This window comes from Comamonas sp. B-9, from assembly GCF_000410635.1.
Classification (GTDB): domain Bacteria; phylum Pseudomonadota; class Gammaproteobacteria; order Burkholderiales; family Burkholderiaceae_C; genus Comamonas.
In genome coordinates this window covers 1-16,131 of sequence record NZ_APCR01000505.1, presented here as the reverse complement: position 1 = coordinate 16,131, position 16,131 = coordinate 1, and the positions used below count along the sequence as shown (strand labels likewise).

Annotated in this window: 16 protein-coding genes; 10 read left to right on the top strand and 6 right to left on the bottom strand. The window is 63.1% G+C overall.

Going from position 1 to position 16,131, the window contains the following annotated elements; all coding sequences use genetic code 11:
* Both H928_RS0104710 and H928_RS0104705 read right to left on the bottom strand, forming a co-directional pair.
* Positions 1-1,209 carry an MFS transporter gene (locus H928_RS0104710; RefSeq protein WP_021025475.1) on the bottom strand — a complete coding sequence of 403 codons (1,209 nt, stop codon included), beginning with the start codon at positions 1,207-1,209 and terminating at the stop codon, positions 1-3.
* Positions 1,210-1,224: 15 nt separating this feature from the next.
* Positions 1,225-2,238: an NAD(P)H-quinone oxidoreductase gene (locus H928_RS0104705; RefSeq protein ID WP_021025474.1), complete on the bottom strand. Its 1,014-nt coding sequence runs from the start codon at positions 2,236-2,238 to the stop codon at positions 1,225-1,227.
* Between the two features lie 42 nt (positions 2,239-2,280).
* On the opposite strand from H928_RS0104705, the gene H928_RS0104700 reads away from it, so the two are divergent.
* Positions 2,281-3,270, top strand: a complete 990-nt coding sequence (locus tag H928_RS0104700) for a LysR family transcriptional regulator (RefSeq protein ID WP_239644884.1) — start codon at positions 2,281-2,283, stop codon at positions 3,268-3,270.
* Between the two features lie 51 nt (positions 3,271-3,321).
* On the opposite strand, the gene H928_RS0104695 is transcribed toward H928_RS0104700, so the two are convergent.
* Both H928_RS0104695 and H928_RS0104690 read right to left on the bottom strand, forming a co-directional pair.
* On the bottom strand, positions 3,322-4,314 hold the full coding sequence (locus tag H928_RS0104695; RefSeq protein ID WP_239644885.1) for a linear amide C-N hydrolase: 993 nt from the start codon (positions 4,312-4,314) through the stop codon (positions 3,322-3,324).
* A 179-nt stretch (positions 4,315-4,493) separates the two neighbouring features.
* Positions 4,494-4,892, bottom strand: a complete 399-nt coding sequence (locus H928_RS0104690; RefSeq protein ID WP_052329756.1) for a hypothetical protein — start codon at positions 4,890-4,892, stop codon at positions 4,494-4,496.
* Positions 4,893-5,091: 199 nt separating this feature from the next.
* Here H928_RS0104690 and H928_RS26140 point away from each other — a divergent pair, with 199 nt between their 5' ends.
* From H928_RS26140 to H928_RS0104670, 4 genes are all read left to right on the top strand, one after another.
* Positions 5,092-6,033, top strand: coding sequence for a LysR family transcriptional regulator (locus tag H928_RS26140; RefSeq protein WP_021025471.1), 942 nt, complete (start codon positions 5,092-5,094; stop codon positions 6,031-6,033).
* A gap of 204 nt (positions 6,034-6,237) precedes the next feature.
* On the top strand, positions 6,238-8,610 hold the full coding sequence (locus H928_RS0104680) for a TonB-dependent hemoglobin/transferrin/lactoferrin family receptor (protein ID WP_021025470.1): 2,373 nt from the start codon (positions 6,238-6,240) through the stop codon (positions 8,608-8,610).
* A 30-nt stretch (positions 8,611-8,640) separates the two neighbouring features.
* A complete protein-coding gene (locus tag H928_RS0104675) occupies positions 8,641-9,165 on the top strand; it encodes an EF-hand domain-containing protein (RefSeq protein ID WP_021025469.1) in 525 nt (174 codons plus the stop codon).
* Positions 9,166-9,168: 3 nt separating this feature from the next.
* Entirely contained in the window at positions 9,169-9,960 is a 792-nt protein-coding gene (locus H928_RS0104670) for a DUF4198 domain-containing protein (RefSeq protein WP_021025468.1), read from the top strand.
* 84 nt (positions 9,961-10,044) lie between these two features.
* Here the strand turns inward: H928_RS0104670 and H928_RS0104665 are convergent, their stop codons facing one another.
* A complete protein-coding gene (locus H928_RS0104665) occupies positions 10,045-10,965 on the bottom strand; it encodes a LysR family transcriptional regulator (RefSeq protein ID WP_021025467.1) in 921 nt (306 codons plus the stop codon).
* 97 nt (positions 10,966-11,062) lie between these two features.
* Here H928_RS0104665 and leuC point away from each other — a divergent pair, with 97 nt between their 5' ends.
* Genes leuC through H928_RS0104650 form a run of 3 tightly spaced genes read left to right on the top strand, consistent with a single transcriptional unit; the run spans position 11,063 to position 14,032 of the window.
* Complete coding sequence (gene leuC, locus H928_RS0104660; protein WP_021025466.1) at positions 11,063-12,478, top strand: 3-isopropylmalate dehydratase large subunit; 1,416 nt, start codon at positions 11,063-11,065, stop codon at positions 12,476-12,478.
* Positions 12,471-13,154 carry a 3-isopropylmalate dehydratase small subunit gene (gene leuD / locus H928_RS0104655; protein ID WP_021025465.1) on the top strand — a complete coding sequence of 228 codons (684 nt, stop codon included), beginning with the start codon at positions 12,471-12,473 and terminating at the stop codon, positions 13,152-13,154. Before leuC ends, leuD begins: the two co-directional genes overlap by 8 nt.
* Positions 13,154-14,032 (top strand): alpha/beta fold hydrolase, encoded by an 879-nt coding sequence (locus H928_RS0104650; RefSeq protein ID WP_021025464.1) that lies wholly within the window; start codon positions 13,154-13,156, stop codon positions 14,030-14,032. Before leuD ends, H928_RS0104650 begins: the two co-directional genes overlap by 1 nt.
* Positions 14,033-14,151: 119 nt before the next feature.
* Here H928_RS0104650 and H928_RS26135 read toward each other — a convergent pair whose 3' ends face one another.
* Complete coding sequence (locus H928_RS26135; protein WP_192816969.1) at positions 14,152-14,667, bottom strand: HAD family phosphatase; 516 nt, start codon at positions 14,665-14,667, stop codon at positions 14,152-14,154.
* Between the two features lie 470 nt (positions 14,668-15,137).
* Between H928_RS26135 and H928_RS0104640 the strand changes: the two genes are divergently transcribed.
* Both H928_RS0104640 and H928_RS0104635 read left to right on the top strand, forming a co-directional pair.
* On the top strand, positions 15,138-15,605 hold the full coding sequence (locus H928_RS0104640; protein ID WP_027010552.1) for a cupin domain-containing protein: 468 nt from the start codon (positions 15,138-15,140) through the stop codon (positions 15,603-15,605).
* The coding region (locus tag H928_RS0104635; RefSeq protein WP_084635692.1) for a carboxymuconolactone decarboxylase family protein at positions 15,583-16,131 on the top strand (549 nt) is incomplete at its 3' end. The genes H928_RS0104640 and H928_RS0104635, both read left to right, overlap by 23 nt.

The following is a 16,131-nucleotide window of genomic DNA, read 5'->3' as shown; positions in this document are numbered from 1 at the left end:
TCAACCCTTCAAGACCTTGCGGCCATACGAGGCTTGAGCGACCCAGTTCATCACCCCAGCAATGGCGGCAAGCGCTATACCGACGAGTGCCAGGCCATGCCATCCATCTACATGGGCGCTGTAGCCACCCAGTGCAGCGCCTGCGGCACCACCTAGAAAATAGGACACCATGAAAATCGTATTGGTCCTGTTCCTGGCCTCGGGATGTGTCGCAAAGATTCTGGATTGATTGGCCACCAATCCGGCTCGATTTCCCACATCCATCAACACCATGCCAACCACCAACCAGGCCAGACTCAAGCCGGAGAGGGCCACAAAGACATAGGCCAATGCGATAAGGCTGCAGCCATAAAGAATGGTTCTTTGGGCGCCGAATCTGTCGACCAGCATGCCAATTTTCTTGGAAGCAAACAAACCCACCAAGCCGACAAATCCAAACGCACCAATGGCTGCAGGATTGAAATGGTAAGGCGGCTGAGAAAGCATGCTGGCCAATGAGGCCCAGAGGGCACTGAATGCGGCAAACATCAAAAAACCCGAGGCAGATGCCAGGCGGATAAGGGGTTCTTCTCGCAGCATGGCGACCATGGATTTCAACAGACCTGCATAAGACACCGATGCCTGGGGATGTATCACGGGCAGCGTGCGCCACACCATGAAAAGCATGACGCCATTGAGCGCCGCAGCGACAGCGAAAATGGCATGCCAGCCAAGCTCTGCGCCTCCATAGCCGCTCAGCATTCTGGCCAACAACAGCCCTGCCGAGAGTCCACCCAACAGCGAACCAATCACCTTTCCCTGCGCTGCCGGTGGAGACGCGCTGACCATCGTCGGTATGATGATTTGCGCGGTGATCGCGGTCATGCCGACCACGGCGCAGCCGATCAGCAACCAGGTAAAACTGGGGGCAAAGGAGCAGGCCAGCAGTGCAAGCGCATTGACGCTGATGGTTCTTGCGGCCAAAGTGCGCGGCTCGATCCGATCCGCCAGAGGGACAAACAGCAGCAGGCCCAACGCATAACCGAGTTGCGTGATGGTCGCGATCCAGCTTCCGCTGCCGAGTGAAACGCCAAAAGTATCCGCCATTTGTGGCAGCAGCGGCTGGTGGTAGTAGATGGCAGATACTGCAAATGCACAGCACCAGGTCATTGCAAACAGCTGGTGACGATGCATGCATGCGTCAACCTTTTGCAGAATGGTTTTTGGCATGAAGGCTCCCCTCGTCTACTCTTGAGCCAGCCGGTCATTTCCCAGCGCTGCCGTCGACAGGATTATTTTTCCGACTGCCTGACCGGATTCCAATCGGAGATGGGCCGCTTGCGCATCTTCAAGTGCATAGACACTGTCGACAACGGGATGCAGCCTTCCGTCGTCGAACAGCGCTAGCCAACGCTCTGAGAAGCGTTCCACCATGGCGCACTTCTCCTCCAGCGAGCGGCTTTTCATCACCGTCCCCATGATGGAGAGACGACGGTAGAGAACACGGTCCAATGGCAACTTCCCTCCGCTGCCGCCCCCGAGAATGCCCACCTGGATCATTCGCCCGCCTTCGGCCAGCGAATGGATGTTGGCGGCCAGATACGGCGCACCAATAAAGTCCACAACCAGATTGACGCCTTGGCCATCGGTATCGGCGTCGATCACTTGCTGGAAGCTCTCGGCGCGGTAGTCGATGACCCGATCTGCACCCCAGGCCAACACGCGCTGCAGCTTCTCAGCGGAAGTGCTGGCAAAGATGCGAGCACCAGCGCAGTGGGCGAGCTGCACGGCAGCAGAGCCAACCCCTCCAGCGGCGGCATGCACCAGGACGGACTGATCCGCTTCGAGACGGCCCAAGTGAAACAGCGCTTCATGGGCAGTGACAAAGACCTCGGGAATCGCGGCTGCTCGCACATCGTCCATTCCGCGCGGAATAGGCATAGCCATCCTGTGGTCCATGCGGGCGAATTCGGCGTAGGCCCCTCCACCGACGATCCCCATCACCCGATCACCTATTTGATAACCCGAAACGGATGCACCAAGGTCAACCACCTCGCCAGCGACCTCCAGCCCCATCAGCTCGGAGTCGCCAAAGTTGGCCCGGCCATAGCGGCCCATGCGTTGCAAGGCATCGGCCCGGTTGACGCCAGCGGCCCCGACTCGCACCAACAGGTCATGGGGCCGTACCTCTGGAATCGGCAATTCCTCGATCTGGAGCGTCTCAGGACCACCAAAGACTTTTTGAACAACGGCTTTCATCAACTTGCGACTCCTTCTTCGAGCGAAATCAGCTCAACTACAATGGATTCGATGGTACGGGGCCAAGCCCCGCGTGATAACTGGCCAGAATTCGTTAACGGTTTTGCGGGAAATGCAAATATGGGCGCTGAGCGCATCGCTGAGTTTCTGGAGGTGTTTGTCCACGTTACCCGTGAAGGCAGCTTCTCCGCAGCAGCTCGGCGCATGGGGGTCGCCCCCTCGTCGATCACGCGCAGCATTGACACGCTCGAAGCGCGTCTTGGAACGCCTGTTTTCAGGCGCTCTACGCGGCTCATCACCTTGACCGAGGCTGGTGCTGCGCTGTTTGTCAGAGCCAAGCGCGTGCTGGACGAGTTGGCAGATGCGCAACAGGAAATTGCGGCCCTGAGTGGTGGAGCCCATGGTGTTTTGCGCGTGGCCTGCTTTCCCACCTTCGGCAAGCGGTACGTGATTCCTGTGGTGGCCTTGCTGGCCAAGACCCACCCCCAATTGCGCGTGGAGCTGGATTTGACAGAACGGCTTGCAGATCCTGTGGCTGAGCGCCTGGATGCGGTGATAAGGATAGGCAAACTTCCGGACAGTTCTCTGGTCGCCACCAAGATCGCCACGCAAATCCGTACGCTGTGTGCCAGCCCTTTGTACATCTCCGCAGTGGGTGCTCCAAAATCTCTGGACGATTTACCAAGCTACCAGCTCATCGATAAACTGCATGGCGCAGATTTGCTGGGCTGGTCTGACTTTCTCGGACATGGCGTTTTGCCAGACCAGGCCGTTTTTCGTTGTGATGATTTTGAAGCCATGCGCTTGGCTGCGCTGGCGGGCGTGGGCATTGCGCTGTTACCCGATTGGGTAGTAGGCAATGACATTGCCACGGGGCATCTGCTGAAATTGACTGCCGGCCCCAGCGACAGCACCTGCTTGCATTCCGACATCCATCTGCTGCGCGCGCCAGTGGAGCCCAGTGCCAAACTGCGCGTGTTCACCGAGCAGTTAAAGCGCTTTATCGGCGAGCCCCATCGTTGGGCGGTGTGAGCTGAACAGCCTGCGCGGCCCGCCAGATGGCGGACCTCGTCAAGCACCGCCTTACTGCAGCCCCAAAAACTTGAACGGCTCCGAAGGCTGGAACGATGCCGTGGCATCGCCGGCAAATGCATGGTTCTGGTTCGGGCCCAGATCGAGCTTCATCACCTTGCCGGTGTCGCGGCTGAAGTTCAGCGCCTTCAGGTCCACCCAAAAGGTATTGGGCGTCAGGGCCGATTCAAAGAAGTAGAGCTTGCGTTGGTGGTCGAACACCGTGCGCCAGCGCGTCGAGGAGATATTGGGCTGGTCCGGGGTCGTGATGCCATAGGGCACGGAGACATTGCGGATCACGCTGAACACACTGGCCAGCGCCTTGTTGGGCTCCTGGTCCTGCGGCACGGCTTTCACATAGAACGACGCGCGGGCAAAGCGGTCGGCCGCCCGGTTGGTGCCCGGCAGCATGACGGTGCCGCCAATCTGCTTCCAGTAGCTGTTGAGCGCCAGCTGCTCGTCAAAGGTGGGCGAGTTGGTCATCACCTGGTAGCTGCGGCTGTGGTGGATGACCTGGCGGCCGCCGATGTACTCGACAATGGCGCTGTCGCCACTGGCGTCCGACATCGACAGGTGCAAGGTGGTGAGCCGGTCCTCGCCGGGCACATTGTCCGAGACGATGGTGAAGGGCTGCTGCTCCAGCGCCTTGACGGCCTCGGCCACGGTCGCAAAGTTGTCGAGCACATACTGGGCCCAGGCGGCAATCGTCAGGCCCGGTTTGCTCTTGTCATCGAAGGCCGGGTACTGCGACTCGGCCAGCCACAGCAGGTTGGCGCTCAGCCCCGCCTCGTTGACGCCATCGGTGGTGGAGACGTCATAGCCCGAGGTCACCAGGCTGCCGTAGCGCGAGGTCCAGCGCAGCGAGTTGGGCCCTGCCTGGCCGGTGCGCTCCATGCCGCGTGGCAAGACCCAGAGGTTGCTGGTGATGTCGTTTTTCCAGTCCATCGAGCGGGCGGTGATCACCTGGTCATGCGCGCCCAGGTAGACCACCCGCGTGCAGGCCATCGCGCTGCTGATGGTGCCCAGGCTCAGCACGCCGGCCAGCCATGCGGTGCCCAGCTTGCGCGCGGGCAGCAGTCTCTTTTCTTGCGTCATGGGTCACTCCCCCACCGGTGGATTGGCAATATCAGACCCGCCAGCAGGCCGCGCCTACCGGGTCAGGCAGCGGCGCCCCGGCTGCCTGTTTACTGGGCGCTGGCCTTCCAGCTGCCGTCTGCTTGCTTGCAGAACCAGAACTGCCATTCCTCCTTGAGCTTGCCGGTGGGGCGGCTCGCTTCCACATTCAGCAGGCGGCAGGTATCGGCCTTCTGGGTCTGGCTGGTTTGCAGCGGGGTCAGCGCCATTTGCACCTGGCGGTGGCGCGGGCCCTGGCTGCTGGTCCACTGCGTGGTGCTCTTGTCAGCGGCATTGTTCAGCACATCGCCCACGGCCTTGCGCAGCGCGGGCACATCCTTGGCGGGCACGCTGGCGGTGATGGTCTGGTTGAGAAACGACAGGGGCGCGGCAGACGCGGCCAAGGCCAGGCTACCCAGGACGGTGGCCAGTACCAAGGCGGGCAGTTGGCGTGCAGCAGGCTTTTTCATGGTGTCATATCCTCTCATTGAATTTTTCGGTGCGATCAGCAGCGAAGCTTCAGGCCTCCCACGCGGGCTGGCCCTGCGCGCTTCACCTGGACTCGCGTTATCAGCGAGTTGATCATATTCCATATAGTCTGATCTACCCACCCTATGAAAATGACGATGACGTTCAGCAACGCCAGCCAGCCCTCAGCAGGACCCCGCCATGCCGCGCGAAAACATCAATGACTTATTGGCCTTTGTCGCGGTCGCGCGGGAAGGCAGCTTCACCAAGGCCGCTGCGCAACTGGGCGTGTCGCAGTCAGCGCTCAGCCACACCATCCGGGGCCTGGAGGCCCGCATGGGCGTGCGCCTGCTCAGCCGCACCACGCGCAGCGTCTCGCCCACCGAGGCGGGCGCCTATCTGCTGGCCCGCATCGGCCCGGGCTTTGACGAGATCGAATCGGGCGTCGCCGCGCTCAGCGATTTTCGGGACACGCCGCGCGGCCATGTCCGCATCACCACGGCCGAGCATGCGGCCAACACCGTGCTCTGGCCCAAGCTCGCGCCGGTGATGCAGCGCTACCCGGATGTGTCCATCGAGATCAATGTCGACTATGGACTGGGCGATATCGTCGCGCAGCGTTTTGACATGGGCATACGCCTGGGTGACCAGGTCGCCAAGGACATGATTGCGGTGCGCATCGGGCCCGACTGGCGCATGGCGATTGTCGCAACGCCCGACTACCTGCAGCGCATGCCCCCGCCCCAGACACCACAGGACCTGGCCGCCCACCAGTGCATCACCATGCGCCTGCCCACCCATGGCGGGCTGATGGCCTGGGAGCTGGAGAAAGATGGCGCCGCCGTGCAGGTGCGCGTGCAGGGCCAATGGGTGTTCAACGGAAGCCGCGCCATGCTGCGCGCAGCACTCGCCGGATACGGCCTGACCTATGTGCCCGAAGACATGGCCGCGCCCCACCTTGCGCACGGTGAACTGGTACGGGTGCTGGACGACTGGTGCCAGCCCTTTAGCGGCTACCACCTCTACTACCCGCACCGGCGCGGCATGTCGCCTGCGATGCGCGTGGTGGTGGATGCATTGCGCCACAGCGAGGTGGCCACCGTAGCCGATCTGCCCGCCGTGTTGCGAACTACGCACATGTAAGAAATTCGACGCAAATGATAATCATTTTTATATAGAATGGCGTTTTACAGGCGCCAGCAATAACAACACCATGCCACCAGGGCCTCCTGCACCACCCCTTACAAGGGTTCCGCAGCAGCCCCCTCAGCCTGCATCATCCGCATGCAGCCCAGGTCAGTAGCCAGCAGTCTTTTCTTCCCCCCTTGCTTTAACTGGCTGGACCCTATGGCTTCTCGCACCTCTTCCCAGGCGCAGCGTATCTCTGCGCGCGCCACTTCCACTCTCCAACCCCGTTACCTGGCCGCCGCTGTCGCCGCGCTGGTGTCTGCCGGCGCCCTGGCGCAGCAGGCTGCGCCGGATCAGCCAATGCAACTGGCGCAACTGGCGCAAGCAGAATCGACCATGCCGCAGGTCACGGTGCTGGGCAAGGCCGAGAAGGCCCCCGGCACGGTGACCGTGATCTCCGGCGAGGAGCTGGAAAAAGCCAACAGCATGGCGGACATCTCGCGCTACCAGCCCCTGGTGTCGGCCCCCGGCACCGCATCGGGCACCAGCCGCAACCGCAGCAGCTTTGACCGCTCGGGCACCACGGGCTACAACATTCGCGGTATCGAAGGCAACCGCATCGGCATGGATGTGGACGGCATTGAAATGCCCGACGCCAGCACCCGCCCCTATGTGAGCCGCGCCGGCAACAACACCTTTGGCATTGGCCGCGACTTTATCGACCCCGAGATGTTCTCCTCGGTCGGCATCCAGTCGGGCACCACCACGGCCCGGCGTGCAGCGGGCGGCATTGGCGGCGCCGTCAGCTTCAAGACCAAGTCGGCCAGCGACTTCTTGCGCAATGGCAACACCAGCTACTTCGGTGGCAAGCTCGGCTTCGATTCCGCCGACCATTCCTGGAACGAAAGCATCACTGCAGCGGGCAAATCGGGCAGCCTCGATGGCCTGATCGCCTTCTCGCGCCGCGATGGCAAGGAGACGCAGAACAACAGCGCCCTGGGCATCAAGGCATCGCCGGAAGACTGGCATTCCAACGCGCTGCTGATGAAGGGCGGCCTGCAGATCGATGCCGAGAACCGCCTGGAGCTGTCTGCCGACCTGTACCGACGCAGCAACCAAAACCAGTTCTATGGCTGGAGTACCGACAACAGCGCCATCACACAAAACAATAGGCAGGACAGCGACACCAGCCGCAACACGCTGCAGCTGTCGCACCTGTGGACGCCCAGCAGCGCCTTTGTCGATCAGCTGGACACGCGCCTGTTCTTCCAGAACACCGATACCGAAGACGTGACCGACACCACCACCTTGGCGAGCGGCGCCGTCACGCGCAACCTGTCGCAAAACAAGACCAAGGCCTGGGGCCTCTCGACCACCGGCGACAAGCGCATTGACCGCCACCGCATCAGCTTTGGCTTCAACGCACAGACGCAGAGCCAGGAGCGCCCCTGGAACGTGGCCGGCTACATGAAGCCACAGCCCGATACCGACACCACGCGCCTGGGCGCCTTCATCCAGGATGACATTGGTTTTGATGTGGGCGGCAAGCGCCTGGGCGTGATCCCGGCGCTGCGCGTGGACCGGGTCAAGGTCGAACCCAAGCACCTGGGCGATTTTGCCGAAGGCGCTTTGACCGAAGACGCGGCCTCCAAGCTGTACAGCAACCTCAGCAGCACCATCTGGAGCCCGAGCCTGGGCCTGACCTATGAGCTCACGCCCAAGTTCATGGCCTACGGCCAGTACAAGCGCAGTGGCCGTGCACCGACCGCTGGCGAAGTGTTCGGCTCCTGGAACATGGACCAGAACTACGCGGGCTCCGCCCAGTACGCACTGATCGGCAACAGCAACCTCAAGCAAGAGACCAGCAACGCCTTTGAGATCGGCGTCAAGGGATCGCCCGCCGACGGCGTGCTGTTCAATGCATCGACCTTCTACACGCGCTACAAGGACTTCATCGGCTACACCCGCTACACCCGCGCCAGCGCGCCGGACAAGTTCAGCAATGTGCCGGCCCACATCGGCACCATCTACCAGGCCGAGAACCGCGACGAGGCGACGATCTACGGCCTGGAGATGAGCGCCCGCCTGGACCACGGCCAATGGGCACCTGCCGTGAAGGGCCTGTACTCGACCTGGGCGCTGGGCCTGGCCCATGGCACCTCCAAATCCAACTACGCAGGTGACAAGGATGTGCCGCTGGATACCGTCCAGCCGCGCAAGGCCGTCATCGGCGTGGGCTATGACGCGCCCATGCGCGCCTGGGGCGTCAACATGACCGGCACCTTTGTGGCCGGCAAGCAGGCCCAGGCCACCAACCGCGAGAGCTATACCAACGCCGGCACCGACATTGCCGACTCCAGCATCGAGCAGTTCCGCGTGCCCGGCTATGCGCTGTTCGACCTGTCTGGCTACTGGCAGATCAACAAGAACGCCCGCCTCAACGTCGGCATCTACAACCTGACGGACAAGCGCTACTGGGATTACGCCAGCAGCCGCAGCCTGCAGCCCTCCGTTGCCAAGGACCAGCGCGACATCCAGCTGCTGACCAACCCGGGCCGCACCTACGCCGTGTCGTTGAACGTCAATTTCTAAGCTTTTCTCCCACCACGAAAGGACCCCAGCATGAACCGCTTTTCCGCCGCCATGACCGCCGTTGCAGCCGCCGCGCTGCTCAGCGCCTGCGCCAGCAACAACGGCAACGACAGCAAGACGGCAGCCCCCGCCTCTGCCGCCAAAACCGAAGCCAAGGGCCCGGCCACCCCCGTGGGCGGCCACGGCCACAATGCCTTCATGGGCGGCTATGACGCCAACCGCGACGGCGTCGTCACCCGGGACGAATACGACACCCTGCGCAAAGAGCGCTTTGTCGCCGCCGACACCAACAAGGATGGCTGGCTGAGCGAGGACGAATACGTGGCCGAGTTTGAAGGACGCCTCAAGGCCCAGTACGCCGCCGCAGGCAAGAAGCCCGACCAGCAGTACGAAGGCAGCATCAAGCAGGCCCACGTGCGCTTCCACATCCTCGACACCAACAAGGATGGCAAGCTGAGCATCGAAGAGGAAATCGATATCGCCAACAAGACCTTCAAGAACGCCGACCGCAACGGCGACGGCGTGGTCAACGCAGCCGATATGGCAGGCCAGTAAGCCATGCAAGCGCGCCACCTGTTTGCTGCGCTTGCCGCGACGTTCAGCCTGAACGCCGCCCAGGCCCACATGCCCTTTCTGCTGCCCAGCGTGTTTGATGTGCAGCCCAAATCCACCCTCAGTGTGGATGCGGGCTTTGCAGAAAAACTCTTCCTGTCCGAAGTCCAATTTGGCGCCACGCCGTTCAGCATCACCACGCCCTCGGGCACCACACTGCCCTTTGGCGATGTGCACCAGTTCAAGACCCGCACAGTGGCGGAGCAAAAACTGCCCGACGAAAAAGGCACGTACCGCCTCTCCAGCGGCCCGCGCCTGGGCGCCATCTTCCGCAGCTGGGAAGTGAATGGCAAAACCATCGTCGTGCGCGACCCCAAGGCGGTCATGCCCGAAGGTGGCGTGATGAAGCTGCACTACCAGTCGCTGTCGGTCTCCGATGCCTATGTCACCGCCGGTGCGCCCACCCCCATCAAGCCTTACGGCAAAGGGCTGGAGATCGTGCCCAGCACGCACCCGAGCGACGTGTTCGCCGCAGAGAAATTCAACTTTGCGGTGCACTTTGATGGCAAGCCGCTGGCAGACCAAAAGGTCAGCATCTACCGCTCAGCGATGGACCTGCAAGGCCAGAACAGCGTGGATGAGCTCAGCACCGACGCGCAAGGCGACATCAGCTGGACCCCGAGCAAGCCAGGCATCTACATGGCCCTGGTGCGCCACCGTGCCCCGGCTCCCGAAGGCGCTGCCGCGCCGACCTATGGCTACAACTACACGCTGACCTTCCGCGTGCTGGCGCAGTAGTGTTGCTCAGGGCTGTGGCACTCGCAGCGCTTGCTCCATCCCGGGCAAGCTCCCTGCGGGTCACGGCCCGCCTTCCATCGCCCATCACCAGCTGGCATCCGCCCTCCCCGGCGGGCGCTGCGGCGCAAACACCTCGACCAGATGGTCCACCAAGGCCTTGGTCTTGGCGGGAAGATGGGCCCCGCCATGGAACTGCAGATAGATATCGGCCGGTGGCAGCCGCCATTGCGGCAACACCGGCTGGAGCTGGCCCGCGCGCACGAGCGGGCCGACCTCCCACTCCGAGCGCATCAAGATGCCATGCCCCGCTATCGCCCAGGCCGTGGCCGACTCTCCATCGTTGGCACTCAGCGGCCCCCTCACCTTCACCGTTTCTGTCTGCGCGCCATTGCGCAGATGCCAGGTACCAAACGCCTCGTCGCCCTCGCGGATAAAAAGGCAGGCGTGGCGCGTCAGTTCCTGGGGCGATGATGGCGCGCCCATTGCTTGCAGATAGCGCGGCGAGGCACAAAGCACACGGCGGTTGCGTGCCAGCACCCGGGCCGTCCAGCGGGAATCCGGCATATCGCCCATGCGGACCACCAGGTCAAAACGGTCCTCCAGCAGGTCGGCAGGCCGGTCGCTCAGCTGCAGCTGCAGCTCCACCTCTGGAAAGCGCTGTGCGAATGTTCCCAGCGCTGGCGCAATATGCCGGCGCCCAAAGCCAAAGGTGGCATTGACCCGCAACAGGCCCTGCGGCACGGCGGCGGCTCCGCCAATGGCGCGCTCCAGCGAACCAAGCTCGGAGAGCAGACGCGCACCTTCGACCAGGTAGCGCTCGCCCTCAGGCGTCAGGCTCATGCGGCGGGTGGTTCTTTGCATCAGCCGGGCACCCAGCCGGGCTTCGAGTGCTGCAAGACGCTTGCTGACGGCGGGACCCGTGACACCCAGCTGCTGGGCCGCGCTGCGCATGCTGCCCTCTTTGCTGAGCAGCGCAAAAAAGGCGATGTCAGAAAATCCATCCATTCGTAACTCCAGCGACCGAAAGTCGTGCTCTGCCGCGCATTGTATATTTCCGCCTCAGCTGTGAGACTCGGAGCCATCGCGTACACAGAGCACCCCCATGCACCGAACCCTTTACCGCAAGCTGGTCGACGCCCATACCGTCGCCCAGCTCGACGCGCAGAACGTCTTGCTGTTCTGCGACCTGCACTTGATGAACGAGTACACCAGCCCCCAGGCCTTTGCCGGCCTGGACGAACAAGGTCGCAATGTGCTGATGCCCGGCCAGAACATGGCCGTCGTCAGCCACGTGATTCCGACCAACCCCGGCGCCATTCGGGTCATCCGCGATGCCGCACCCGCGCTGCAGGCCAGCAAGCTGCGCAAGAACTGCGAGCAGCACGGCATTCCCTTGTTCGACACCCAGGATGCGCTGCAAGGCATCGAGCATGTGGTGGCGCCTGAGCACGGCATGGTCCGCCCCGGCATGGTGGTCATTTGCGGCGATTCACACACGACCACCTACGGGGCATTAGGCGCACTGGGCTTTGGCATCGGTACCTCGGAAGTCGAGCATGTGCTGGCCACGCAAACCTTGGTGTACCGGCTCGCCAAGGACATGCGCATCCAGGTCGATGGCGTGCTGCCGCTGGGCACCAGCGCCAAGGACCTGATCCTGATGGTCATCGGCCATATCGGCGCCCAGGGTGCCCGGGGCCATGTGATCGAGTTCTGCGGCACGGCATTTGACGCCATGTCGATCGAAGCCCGCTTTACCGTGTGCAATATGGCCGTCGAGGCCGGCGCCCGTGGCGCCTTGATCGCGCCAGACCAGAAAGCCGCAGACTATGTGCTCGCGCGCTCCGCCGACCTGAACGGCCCCATCCAGCAGGCCGCCCTGCAGCACTGGGCCAGCTTGCGCAGCGATGAAGGCGCGGTGTTCGATGTGGAGCACCGTTTTGACGCCAGCGATGTGCCCCCGCATGTGACCTGGGGCACCAGCCCGGACCAGGTCGCGCCCATTGGCGGTGCGGTGCCTGATCCCGAGACACAGGCCGCAGGCCCCCTGCGCCGCAGTACCGAGCAGGCACTGCGCTACACCGGGCTCGCCGCAGGCACCCCGCTCGAAGGCATCGCCATCCAGCATGTGTTCATCGGCTCCTGCACCAACGCCCGCATGGAGGACCTGCGGGCCGTGGCCGAGGTGGTGCGCGGGCGCCAGGTGGCCCCAGGGGTCCGCGCCATGGTGGTGCCGGGCTCCGGCGCGGTCAAGCAGCAGGCAGAAGCAGAAGGCATTGCCAGCCTGCTGCTGGAGGCTGGCTTTGAATGGCGCGAGCCAGGCTGCTCCATGTGCCTGGCGATGAACGGCGACATCCTCGCTGACGGGGTGCGCTGCGCCTCCACCACCAACCGCAATTTCGAGGGGCGCCAGGGACGCGGCGCCATCACCCACCTGATGAGCCCTGCGATGGCAGCCGCCGCTGCCGTCACCGGCACCATTACCGACGTTCGCCGTCTGGAGACCCGCCATGCGTGAGCAACATATCCTGAGCGGCAAGATGGCCGCTTTGGCCATCGAGAACCTGGACACCGACCAGATCATGCCCAAGCAGTTTCTGCACGGCATCGACAAGGCCGGGCTGGACAAGGGCCTGCTGTATGACCTGCGTTTTGATGCCGCAGGCCACCAGCGCCCAGGCTTTGTGCTGAACCAGCCCGAGCGCGCCGATGTCGAGATCCTGGTGGCTGGCGCCAATTTTGGCTGCGGCTCCAGCCGAGAGCACGCCGTCTGGGGGCTGCAGCAGTACGGCATACAGGCCATCATCGCGCCCAGCTTCGGAGAAATCTTCTACTCCAATGCGATGAACAACCAGCTGCTGCTGGTCATGCTGCCTGAGGCAGACATCGCCCAGCTCATGGCCGATGCAGGCCGCCTGGAGACCTCGCATGCCCATATCGACCTGCAGACGCTCCGGGTCAAAAGCCCGAGCGTGGACGCGCGTTTTAGCCTGTCGGAGCGCCACCACCGCATGCAGCTCGAGCGCAGAGACCTGATCGGCATGTCACTGACGTACCAGACAGAGATCACACATTTTGCGCAACGCCACTGGGCGGCCTATCCTTGGCTCAAAGACGTGGCCCTGCGCACCCGCCAACAATTGGGCGCGACGCCACGCGCACAGCCACCGGCCAGCCTTGGAGGAAAAGCCTGATGTTCGAGCGTTTTGACACCCGCGATGTAGCCGTCAACGGCACCGTGATCCGTTGCCGCTTCGGGGGCAGCGGCCCCGCACTGCTGCTGCTGCACGGCCACCCGCAGAGCCATGTGATGTGGCACCGCGTGGCCCCGACCTTGGCCGAAAAGTTCAGCGTCGTCTGCGCCGACCTGCGCGGCTATGGCGACTCGGCCCGCCCCGGGGCCAGCCCGCACCATGCCGCCTACAGCAAGCGCACGATGGCCCAGGACATGGCCGATCTGATGACCAGCCTGGGCTTTGCGCAGTTTCGCCTTGCCGCCCATGACCGGGGCGCCCGCGTGGCCCACCGGCTGCTGCTGGACCATCCGGGCCGGGTGACGCGCGCCATGCTGCTCGATATTGCACCGACCCTGGCCATGTACGAGCAAACGACAGAAGCCTTCGCCAAGGCCTACTGGCACTGGTTCTTTCTGATCCAGCCAGCGCCGCTGCCAGAGCGGCTGATTGACGCCGACCCTGCCGCCTATATTCGCGATGTGATGGGACGCCGCCACGCCGGCCTGGCCGCCTTCGCGCCAGACGCCCTGCAAGAGTACCTGCGCTGCATCGCCATCCCGGGCACCGCCACCGCCATCTGCGAGGACTACCGCGCATCCGCCGGCATCGACCTGGAGCACGACCGCGCCGACCGGGCCAAGGGACGCCAGGTGCTGACCCCGCTGCGCGTGCTCTGGGGCGCGGAAGGCGCCGTGGGGCGCTGCTTTCCGGTGCTGGACCTGTGGCGCGAGGCGGCCACCGAGGTCACAGGCAAAGCGCTCGACTGCGGCCACTACATCGCCGAAGAGCAGCCGGCACAGTTGCTGGAGGAGATGCGGGAGTTTTTTGCCATCTGATGGGCAGGATGGCGGTGGTCGTTGCGAGGCCCGCTGAGGGTATCAGCGGGCTTTCTTGGGTTTGGCTGGAGCGTTGGTGTCACCAATAGCCTCACCAACAAGCGTCGCGTGGCAGACGCTTAAGAAAGATCCAGCCCAGCCTCCCTGAGCCGAGCACGTAGATCATCGACTCCCACAAAGTGGATGGCATTGAGCCCCACACGCCTGGCCGCTTCCACATTACGCAGGCTGTCATCAATGAAGAGGGTGGATCTGGGGCTCAAACCGAATCGTTGGATGGTGAGCTCAAAAATCTCGGCTTGAGGCTTTACCAGTCCCTCGAGACCCGAGACAACGATGCCCTCGAACCAGTTGAGAAAGTCAAACCGCGCTTGCGCGATAGGAAAGGTTTCGGTAGACCAGTTGGTCAGTGCCAGCAAGCGCAGATGGCGCTGCCCAAGCTCCCTCAAAATGTCCACCACATCGTTGTTCGCACCAGGCATCATTTCCTCCCATCGATCGTAGAAGGCACGAATGTTCGCCTCCTGGGACGGATGCCTTTCAATAGCTTCTGCAATGGCTTCACTCCATGGCCTGCCTTGGTCCTGACGTTCGTTCCAATCAGGACTGCACACTTCTGCCAAGAACGCTTCCATACCTGCAACGTCCAGGCCAAAAATCTTTCGGTACAAGTGTCTCGGGTCCCATTGGATCAGCACATTCCGAGGTCAAAAATCACGGTATCTATCAGCGGTCCGTTCATGCAATCGCTCAAAGTAGTAGAACCGCTGCACCTTACACCAAACGATGGATCTTGTTGCCGCTTGCGTAGGTCTTGGTAGCTGCTGATCAACGCATTGCGGCTCAGCAGATAACTGCGCTTGATCACAATCCACCCTCGTAGAGCCCCCATTCATGAGCCCCGCTCATGGCGGCATGCGCCCCAAAGGGCTCAATCAAAAGCCGTTCCCTCTCTAGCATGCAAGCCATGGACCACCCGGCCGCGCCAGCGGCCCTTCCCTGGAGTTGATATGCAGATAAACGGCTATACAGCCCACACCCCAGGCACGCCTGTGCCCACCCGAATCCCTGACAGAAGCCAGCACTGGGCCCCACAGGAGGCCGCATGAGCAAACACCTGATCGCAGCAGGCGCTTCCATGCTGATCAGCAGCAGCATCGCGCCGGCCCAGGGCATTCATATCAGCCCGGCCGGCACACCGGCCACGATGATCGGCGCGGCGCAGAACTTCAGCGGCCATGTGGCCGTCGACATCAAGGCCGCGGGCGACAGCGCGCAGCAGGGCAGCGTGGGCATGGTCGACTTTGCGCCGGGCGCCCGCACCGCCTGGCACACCCACCCTGTCGGGCAGCTGCTGGTGGTCACCGATGGAAAAGGCTGGATACAGCAGGACGGCCAGGCCCGGCAGAACATCCAGGCCGGTGATGTCGTCTGGATCGATGCCGATGTGCGCCACTGGCATGGCGCCGCCGCCACTACCGGTATGCGCCATATGGCGGTGACCTATCTCAAGAACGGCAAGAACGCCGACTGGAAGGAGCTCGTCAGCGATGCGCAATACAACCCCCGCTAAATACCTGCAGCAGCTGCTGTGCGCCACCGGGCTGGTGGTAATGGCGGGTGACTCTGCGGCACAAAGCACGGCCACCCGCCCGGCAGCCGCGAGCGCACAGGCCTGCACGGCCAACGGCAAAGCCCAAGCCCCCTCGCAGCTGCTGAGCGCCCAGCAGCAGGCCATCCCGCCGATCGCAGCATTTGCGGCCGCAGGCGACATGGAGCGGCTGACGCCCAGCCTGCAGGCCGGGCTGGAGGCCGGCCTGACTATCAGCGATATCCGCGAAGTGCTGGTGCAGCTATACGCCTATGCCGGCTTTCCGCGCAGCCTCAATGCGCTCAACGCCTTTATGCAGCTGCTGCAGCAGCGCGAAAAAAGCGGCATGGTCGATGCACCCGGCTGCCCACCCAGCCGCGCCATGGCGCAAGGCGATGCGCTGCGCGCGGCCGGCCGCGCCAACCAGACCCAGTTGGCGGGCGCGCCCGTGCAAGGGCCCTTGTTTGACTTTGCGCCTGCCATTGGCGAGTACCTGCAGTCGCACCTG

Bases quoted from the DNA above. Each gene is read 5' to 3' on its own strand.
- H928_RS0104710 (WP_021025475.1), bottom strand. From the start codon at position 1,209: ATGCCAAAAACCATTCTGCAAAAGGTTGACGCATGCATGCATCGTCAC.
- H928_RS0104705 (WP_021025474.1), bottom strand. From the start codon at position 2,238: ATGAAAGCCGTTGTTCAAAAAGTCTTTGGTGGTCCTGAGACGCTCCAG.
- H928_RS0104700 (WP_239644884.1), top strand. From the start codon at position 2,281: ATGGATTCGATGGTACGGGGCCAAGCCCCGCGTGATAACTGGCCAGAA.
- H928_RS0104695 (WP_239644885.1), bottom strand. From the start codon at position 4,314: ATGGCCTGCACGCGGGTGGTCTACCTGGGCGCGCATGACCAGGTGATC.
- H928_RS0104690 (WP_052329756.1), bottom strand. From the start codon at position 4,892: ATGAAAAAGCCTGCTGCACGCCAACTGCCCGCCTTGGTACTGGCCACC.
- H928_RS26140 (WP_021025471.1), top strand. From the start codon at position 5,092: ATGCCGCGCGAAAACATCAATGACTTATTGGCCTTTGTCGCGGTCGCG.
- H928_RS0104680 (WP_021025470.1), top strand. From the start codon at position 6,238: ATGGCTTCTCGCACCTCTTCCCAGGCGCAGCGTATCTCTGCGCGCGCC.
- H928_RS0104675 (WP_021025469.1), top strand. From the start codon at position 8,641: ATGAACCGCTTTTCCGCCGCCATGACCGCCGTTGCAGCCGCCGCGCTG.
- H928_RS0104670 (WP_021025468.1), top strand. From the start codon at position 9,169: ATGCAAGCGCGCCACCTGTTTGCTGCGCTTGCCGCGACGTTCAGCCTG.
- H928_RS0104665 (WP_021025467.1), bottom strand. From the start codon at position 10,965: ATGGATGGATTTTCTGACATCGCCTTTTTTGCGCTGCTCAGCAAAGAG.
- leuC (WP_021025466.1), top strand. From the start codon at position 11,063: ATGCACCGAACCCTTTACCGCAAGCTGGTCGACGCCCATACCGTCGCC.
- leuD (WP_021025465.1), top strand. From the start codon at position 12,471: ATGCGTGAGCAACATATCCTGAGCGGCAAGATGGCCGCTTTGGCCATC.
- H928_RS0104650 (WP_021025464.1), top strand. From the start codon at position 13,154: ATGTTCGAGCGTTTTGACACCCGCGATGTAGCCGTCAACGGCACCGTG.
- H928_RS26135 (WP_192816969.1), bottom strand. From the start codon at position 14,667: ATGGAAGCGTTCTTGGCAGAAGTGTGCAGTCCTGATTGGAACGAACGT.
- H928_RS0104640 (WP_027010552.1), top strand. From the start codon at position 15,138: ATGAGCAAACACCTGATCGCAGCAGGCGCTTCCATGCTGATCAGCAGC.